Annotated in this window: 5 protein-coding genes and 2 rRNA genes; 3 read left to right on the top strand and 4 right to left on the bottom strand. The window is 70.1% G+C overall.

What is annotated here, in order from left to right; all coding sequences use genetic code 11:
• Positions 1–6: 6 nt before the first annotated feature.
• Genes ABD385_RS21385 through ABD385_RS21395 form a run of 3 tightly spaced genes read left to right on the top strand, consistent with a single transcriptional unit; the run spans position 7 to position 3,724 of the window.
• Complete coding sequence (locus ABD385_RS21385) at positions 7–1,332, top strand: lysine N(6)-hydroxylase/L-ornithine N(5)-oxygenase family protein (protein WP_344578506.1); 1,326 nt, start codon at positions 7–9, stop codon at positions 1,330–1,332.
• Entirely contained in the window at positions 1,329–1,895 is a 567-nt protein-coding gene (locus ABD385_RS21390; protein WP_344578507.1) for a GNAT family N-acetyltransferase, read from the top strand. The genes ABD385_RS21385 and ABD385_RS21390 overlap by 4 nt, the downstream gene beginning before the upstream one ends.
• A complete protein-coding gene (locus tag ABD385_RS21395; RefSeq protein WP_344578508.1) occupies positions 1,895–3,724 on the top strand; it encodes an IucA/IucC family protein in 1,830 nt (609 codons plus the stop codon). The genes ABD385_RS21390 and ABD385_RS21395 overlap by 1 nt, the downstream gene beginning before the upstream one ends.
• 75 nt (positions 3,725–3,799) lie before the next feature.
• Here the strand turns inward: ABD385_RS21395 and ABD385_RS21400 are convergent, their stop codons facing one another.
• From ABD385_RS21400 to ABD385_RS21415, 4 genes are all read right to left on the bottom strand, one after another.
• Entirely contained in the window at positions 3,800–4,576 is a 777-nt protein-coding gene (locus tag ABD385_RS21400; RefSeq protein WP_344578534.1) for a hypothetical protein, read from the bottom strand.
• Positions 4,555–5,598 carry a hypothetical protein gene (locus tag ABD385_RS21405; protein ID WP_344578537.1) on the bottom strand — a complete coding sequence of 348 codons (1,044 nt, stop codon included), beginning with the start codon at positions 5,596–5,598 and terminating at the stop codon, positions 4,555–4,557. The genes ABD385_RS21400 and ABD385_RS21405 overlap by 22 nt, the downstream gene beginning before the upstream one ends.
• Before the next feature lie 254 nt (positions 5,599–5,852).
• Positions 5,853–5,969: ribosomal RNA gene (gene rrf, locus ABD385_RS21410) — 5S ribosomal RNA — on the bottom strand.
• A 141-nt stretch (positions 5,970–6,110) separates the two neighbouring features.
• A 23S ribosomal RNA gene (locus ABD385_RS21415) occupies positions 6,111–6,280 on the bottom strand; the annotation flags it as partial.

The raw sequence follows: 6,280 nt of genomic DNA on the forward strand, positions 1-6,280 counted from the left end.
AGACCCGTGACCGTCCCCCACGACGCCCCTTACGACTTCCTCGCCATCGGGCTCGGCCCGTTCAACCTCGGCCTGGCGTGCCTGACCGCCCCCATCGACGAGCTCAACGGCCTCTTCCTCGACGACCGCCCGGGCTTCGACTGGCACCCCGGCATGATGCTGGAGAGCAGCCACCTCCAGGTGCCGTTCATGGCCGACCTGGTCACCCTCGCCGACCCCACCTCGCCCTTCTCCTTCCTGAACTACCTCAAGGAATCGGGCCGGATGTACTCCTTCTACATCCGCGAGAACTTCTATCCGCTGCGCGCCGAGTTCAACGACTACTGCCGCTGGGCCGTCGGGAAGCTCGACACCGTCCGCTTCTCCCACACGGTCACCTCCGTCGAGTACGACGAGCGCGCCGAGCTCTACCTCGTGCACGCCGACCACCAGGGCGAACGGCACACCTTCCGGGCCCGCAAGATCGTCCTGGGCACCGGCACCCCGGCGCACCTGCCCGACGCCTGCCGCGACCTGGGCGGCGACGCGCTGCACAACGCCGGCTACCTGGACGCCAAGCCCGCCCTCCAGGCCAAGGACAGCATCACCATCGTCGGCAGCGGCCAGAGCGCCGCGGAGATCTACTACGACCTCCTCCAGGACCTCGACGCCCACGACTACCACCTGACCTGGGCCACCCGCTCCCCCCGCTTCTTCCCGCTCGAATACACCAAGCTCACCCTGGAGATGACCTCCCCGGAGTACGTGGACTACTTCCACGCCCTCCCCGCGGCCACCCGCGACCGCCTCAACGCCACCCAGAAGCACCTCTACAAGGGCATCGACTCGGAGCTGATCAACGACATCTTCGACCTGCTCTACCAGAAGCGCCTGGCCGGCCCGGTCCGCACCCGCCTCCTGACCAACTCGGCGCTCCAGGACGCCCGTTACGACGAGGCCACCCGCACCTACACCCTCGGCATGCGCCAGGAGGAGCAGGGCCGGGACTTCACCCTCACCACCCAGGGCCTCGTCCTCGCCACCGGCTACCGCTACCGCGTCCCCACCTTCCTGGACCCGGTCCGCGACCGCATCGCCTGGGACGCCGCCGGCCGCTACGACGTCGCCCGCAACTACAGCATCGACACCGCCGGCCAGGGCATCTACGTGCAGAACGCCGAACTGCACACCCACGGCTTCGTCACCCCCGACCTCGGCATGGCCGCCTACCGCAACTCCAGCATCATCCGCGAGCTGCTCGGCCGCGAGTACTACCCGGTCGAGAAGGCCATCGCCTTCCAGGAGTTCGCCGCCCCGGCCGGCCCGCACGACCCGATGGAGATATCCGCATGAACACCCCCGCCTTCACCCGCACCGACCCCGCCCTGGGGGAGTTCGCCCTGCGGCCCGTCGACCCCGCCGCCGACGCCCCGGTCCTGCACTCCTGGGTCACCCACCCCAAGGCCGTCTTCTGGCTGATGCAGGACTGCGACCTGCCCGCCGTCGAGAAGGAGTTCGCCCGGATCGACGCCGACCCGCACCACCACGCCCTCCTCGGCCTGCACAACGGCGCACCGGCCTTCCTCATGGAGCGCTACGACCCCGCCCACCGCGAACTGGTCGGCATCCACGTCGCCCGGCCCGGCGACATCGGCATGCACTTCCTGACCGCCCCGACGGACGCCCCCGTGCACGGCTTCACGCACGCCGTCATCACCACCGTCATGGAGAGCCTCTTCGCCGACCCGGCCGTCCAGCGCGTGGTCGTCGAGCCCGACACCCGCAACACCGCCGTCCACGCCCTCAACAAGGCCGTCGGCTTCGAGGTCGTCCGGACCGTCTCGCTCCCCTCCAAGGACGCCTACCTCAGCACCTGCACCCGCGACCAGTTCCTGGCCACCCGAGGAGACCGCTGATGTCCGCCGCCACCCCCGAGACCCCGGTCGCCCCGCACCAGGCCGCCCAGGACGCGGTCGCGCACCTCACCCCCGAGCTGTGGGCGCGCGCCAACCGTGCCCTGGTCCGCAAGGCCCTCGCCGAGTTCACCCACGAACGGCTGCTGACGCCCGAGCCACTGGCCGACGCCGACCGCTACGCCGTCCGCAGCGACGACGCGGCCACCACCTACCGCTTCACCGCCCGCAGACACGCCCTGGACCACTGGCAGATCGACCCGGAGAGCATCACCCGCCACCGCGGCGACGCCGAACTCCCCCTGGACGCACTGGACTTCATCACCGAGTTCCACACCTCGCTCGGGCTGTCCCCGGCCGTCCTCCCGGTCTACCTGGAGGAGATCAGCTCCACCCTCTCCGGCACCGCCTACAAGCTCGCCGGCAAGGCCGCGACCGCAGCGGAACTCGCCACCGCCGGCTTCCAGGCCGTCGAGACCGGCATGACCGAGGGCCACCCCTGCTTCGTCGCCAACAACGGCCGCCTCGGCTTCGGCATCCACGAGTACCACGCCTACGCCCCCGAGGCCGCCGCCCCGCTGACGCTGATCTGGCTGGCCGCCCACCGCGACCACAGCACCTTCACCGCCGGCGCCGACCTCGACTACGCCACCCTGATCGAGGCCGAGCTGCCCGCCGCGACCCGGGCCCGCTTCGCCGCCACCCTCACCGACCTCGGCCTCGACCCGGACGCCTACTACTTCTTCCCCACCCACCCCTGGCAGTGGTGGAACAAGCTCTCCGTCACCTTCGCCGCCGAGGTCGCCCAGCGCCGCCTGGTCTGCCTGGGCCCCGGCGACGAGCAGTACCTCGCCCAGCAGTCCATCCGCACCTTCTTCAACACCACCAGCCCCGAGAAGCACTACGTCAAGACCGCCCTCTCGGTCCTCAACATGGGCTTCATGCGCGGCCTCTCCGCCTCCTACATGGAGGCCACGCCGGCCATCAACGACTGGCTGGCCCGCCTGATCGACGCCGACGACACCTTCCGCGCCGCCCGCTTCTCGATCATCCGCGAGCGCGCCGCCGTCGGCTACCACCACCGCCAGTACGAGGCCGCCACCGAGAAGGGCTCCCCGTACCGCAAGATGCTCGCCGCCCTCTGGCGGGAGAGCCCGGTCCCCACCCTGGCGCCGGGCCAGCGGCTGGCCACCATGGCCTCCCTCCTCCACGTCGACCGCGACGGCAACTCCTTCGCCGCCGCCCTCATAGCGGAATCCGGCCTGGCCCCCGAAGCCTGGCTCCGCCGCTACCTCGACGGCTACCTCACCCCGGTCCTGCACGCCTTCTACTCCTACGACCTGGTCTTCATGCCGCACGGCGAGAACGCCATCCTGGTCGTCGAGGACGGCGCGGTGGCCCGCGTGATCTTCAAGGACATCGCCGAGGAGATCGCCGTGATGTCCGCCGACGCCGTCCTGCCGCCCGCCGTCGAACGCATCCGCGCCGACGTCCCCGAGGACAAGAAGCTGCTCTCCGTCTTCACCGACGTCTTCGACTGCTTCTTCCGCTTCCTCAGCGCCACCCTCGCCGACCTGGGCGTCCTCGACGAGGACACGTTCTGGCGCACCGTCGCCGCCACCATCGGCGACTACCAGGCGGCCCACCCCCACCTCGCCGACAAGTTCGCCGAGTACGACATCTTCGTCCCCGAGTTCGCCCTCTCCTGCCTCAACCGGCTCCAGCTGCGCAACAACGAGCAGATGGTCGACCTCCAGGACCCGGCCGGCGCCCTCCAGCTCATCGGCACCCTCCGCAACCCCATCGCCCCCTACGCCCCCTACGCCCCCTGATCCGCACCACCACCCCCACAACGAGAAGAGGGGCGGGCCCACCGGGCCCGCCCCTCTTCTCAGTGCTCCGTACCGCTACTCGGCCTTCTCGGCTCCCTTGCCGGAGTCCTCAGTCCGCGCGGTCCCGTCCACAGACGCCTCCGCGACCTCAGCCTCGTCCTCGTCCTCGTCCTCGTCCAGGGCGTCGGTGAACTGCACCCCGTCCAGCTCGGCCAGCCGGTCCGAGGCGTCGGTGGTACCGGCCTGGTCGGCCTCCAGCGCCCGGGCGAACCAGTCCCGCGCGTCGCTCTCGCGCCCGACCTCCAGCAGCGCGTCCGCGTACGCGTACCGCAACCGGGCCGTCCACGGGTGCACCGCGCTCGACGCCAGCTCGGGGCTCTGCAGGGTGACGACCGCGGCATCGGCCTGCCCCATGTCCCGCCGGGCCCCGGCCGCGACCAGGCGCATCTCGACCTGACCGGCCCGGTCCAGCCTCCCGACCTCGGGCTCGCCGGCCATCGCCAGCGCCTTCTCCGGCCGCCCGAGCCCGCGCTCGCAGTCCGCCATGACGGGCCACAGCTCGGCACTGCCGGTCATCCGCCGCGACGCCCGGAACTCCTTCAGCGCCTCGGCGTACTTCCCGGCCCCGTACGCCGCGAAGCCGGCGGCCTCGCGCACCGCCGCGACCCGGGACGCCAGCCGCAGCGCCACCTGCGCGTAGCCGTACGCCTGCTCCGGGTCCTCGTCGAGCAGCCGCGCGACCATCACCAGGTTCTTGGCGACGTCCTCGGCCAGCGTCTTCGGCAGGCTCTGAAGCTCCTGCCGCACCGACTTGTCGATCTCGTCGCCGGTCACGTCCTCCGGAATCGGCAGCCGCTTGATCGGCTCCCGGTCCCGGTCCCGCCGGTCGTCCCGACGGTCATCCCGCCCCCGGCCACCGCCGTAAGGCCGACGCTCGTCATCCCGCCGGAACCCACCGCGGTCGTCCCGCCGCGGCCCCCGGTCATCCCGCCGGAACCCCCCACGGTCATCGTCCCTACGGAACCCACCGCGCTCGTCATCCCGCCGCGGCCCCCGCGGACGGTCGTCACGCCGGAAACCACCACGGTCGCCCCCACGCTCACCACCGCGATCATCCCGACGGAAACCACCGCGATCGCCCCCGCGCTCACCGCCACGATCGTCACGACGGAACCCACCGCGGTCACCGCCGCGCTCACCGCCACGGTCGTCACGACGGAAGCCACCACGGTCGCCACCGCGATCATCACGCCGGTCATCCCGACGGAAACCACCGCGATCGCCCCCGCGCTCACCGCCACGATCGTCACGACGGAAGCCACCACGGTCACCGCCGCGATCATCACGCCGGTCGTCACGCCGGAACCCACCGCGGTCGTCCCGGTCATCCCGCCGGAAGCCACCCCGGTCGTCCCGCCGCTCCTCACGCCGGAAGCCACCACGCTCGTCGTCCCGACGCGGCCCTCCCGGACGGTCGTCACGCCGGAACCCACCACGGTCGCCCCCGCGCTCACCACCGCGATCGTCACGACGGAAACCACCACGCTCACCACCGCGGTCATCCCGACGGAAACCACCGCGATCGCCCCCGCGCTCACCACCGCGATCGTCACGCCGGAACCCACCGCGGTCGCCACCGCGATCATCACGCCGGTCATCCCGACGGAACCCACCACGGTCGCCCCCGCGCTCACCGCCACGATCGTCACGGCGGAAGCCACCACGGTCACCACCGCGGTCGTCCCGACGGTCGTCACGCCGGAACCCACCGCGGTCGCCACCACGGTCGTCACGCCGGAAACCGCCCCGGTCGCCGCCACGATCATCACGCCGGTCATCCCGACGGAACCCACCACGGTCACCGCCGCGGTCACCGCCGCGGCTGTCCCGGGTGTCGCGGCTGTCGCGCCGCGGTCCCCGGTCATCCCGCCGGAAACCACCACGGTCGTCGCCGTCGCGCCTCGGCCGGCGCTCCGAGCGATCGTCGGAAGAGTTGGTGGACATCGACGTGACTCCTGTCTTCGGTACTGCATTCATTCTCACGCACCGATCCGTTCGGCGCGCTCCGGCAAAGCAAAAGGACCCTTGGTCCCAGCTGAACGCTGGGACCAAGGGTCCTTAGAAAATTGTTCGGCGGCGTCCTACTCTCCCACAGGGTCCCCCCTGCAGTACCATCGGCGCTGAAAGGCTTAGCTTCCGGGTTCGAAATGTGACCGGGCGTTTCCCTAACGCTATAACCACCGAAACCCATTCGGGTTCTAGCGAACAAGCACACTCTTCAATTAGAGAAGTTTAATTTCCATCCCGCAAAAGCGGGATATCAATTTGGTGCACCGATGCTGCGACTGTTCGCAACCCGGGAACCACACAGTGGACGCGAGCAACTGAGGACAAGCCCTCGGCCTATTAGTACCAGTCAACTCCACACCTTACAGTGCTTCCATATCTGGCCTATCAACCCAGTCGTCTACTGGGAGCCTTACCCTCTCAAGGAGGAGGGAGCCCTCATCTCGAAGCAGGCTTCCCGCTTAGATGCTTTCAGCGGTTATCCTTTCC

This window comes from Streptomyces lunalinharesii (genome assembly GCF_039532155.1).
Classification (GTDB): Bacteria; Actinomycetota; Actinomycetes; order Streptomycetales; family Streptomycetaceae; genus Streptomyces; species Streptomyces lunalinharesii.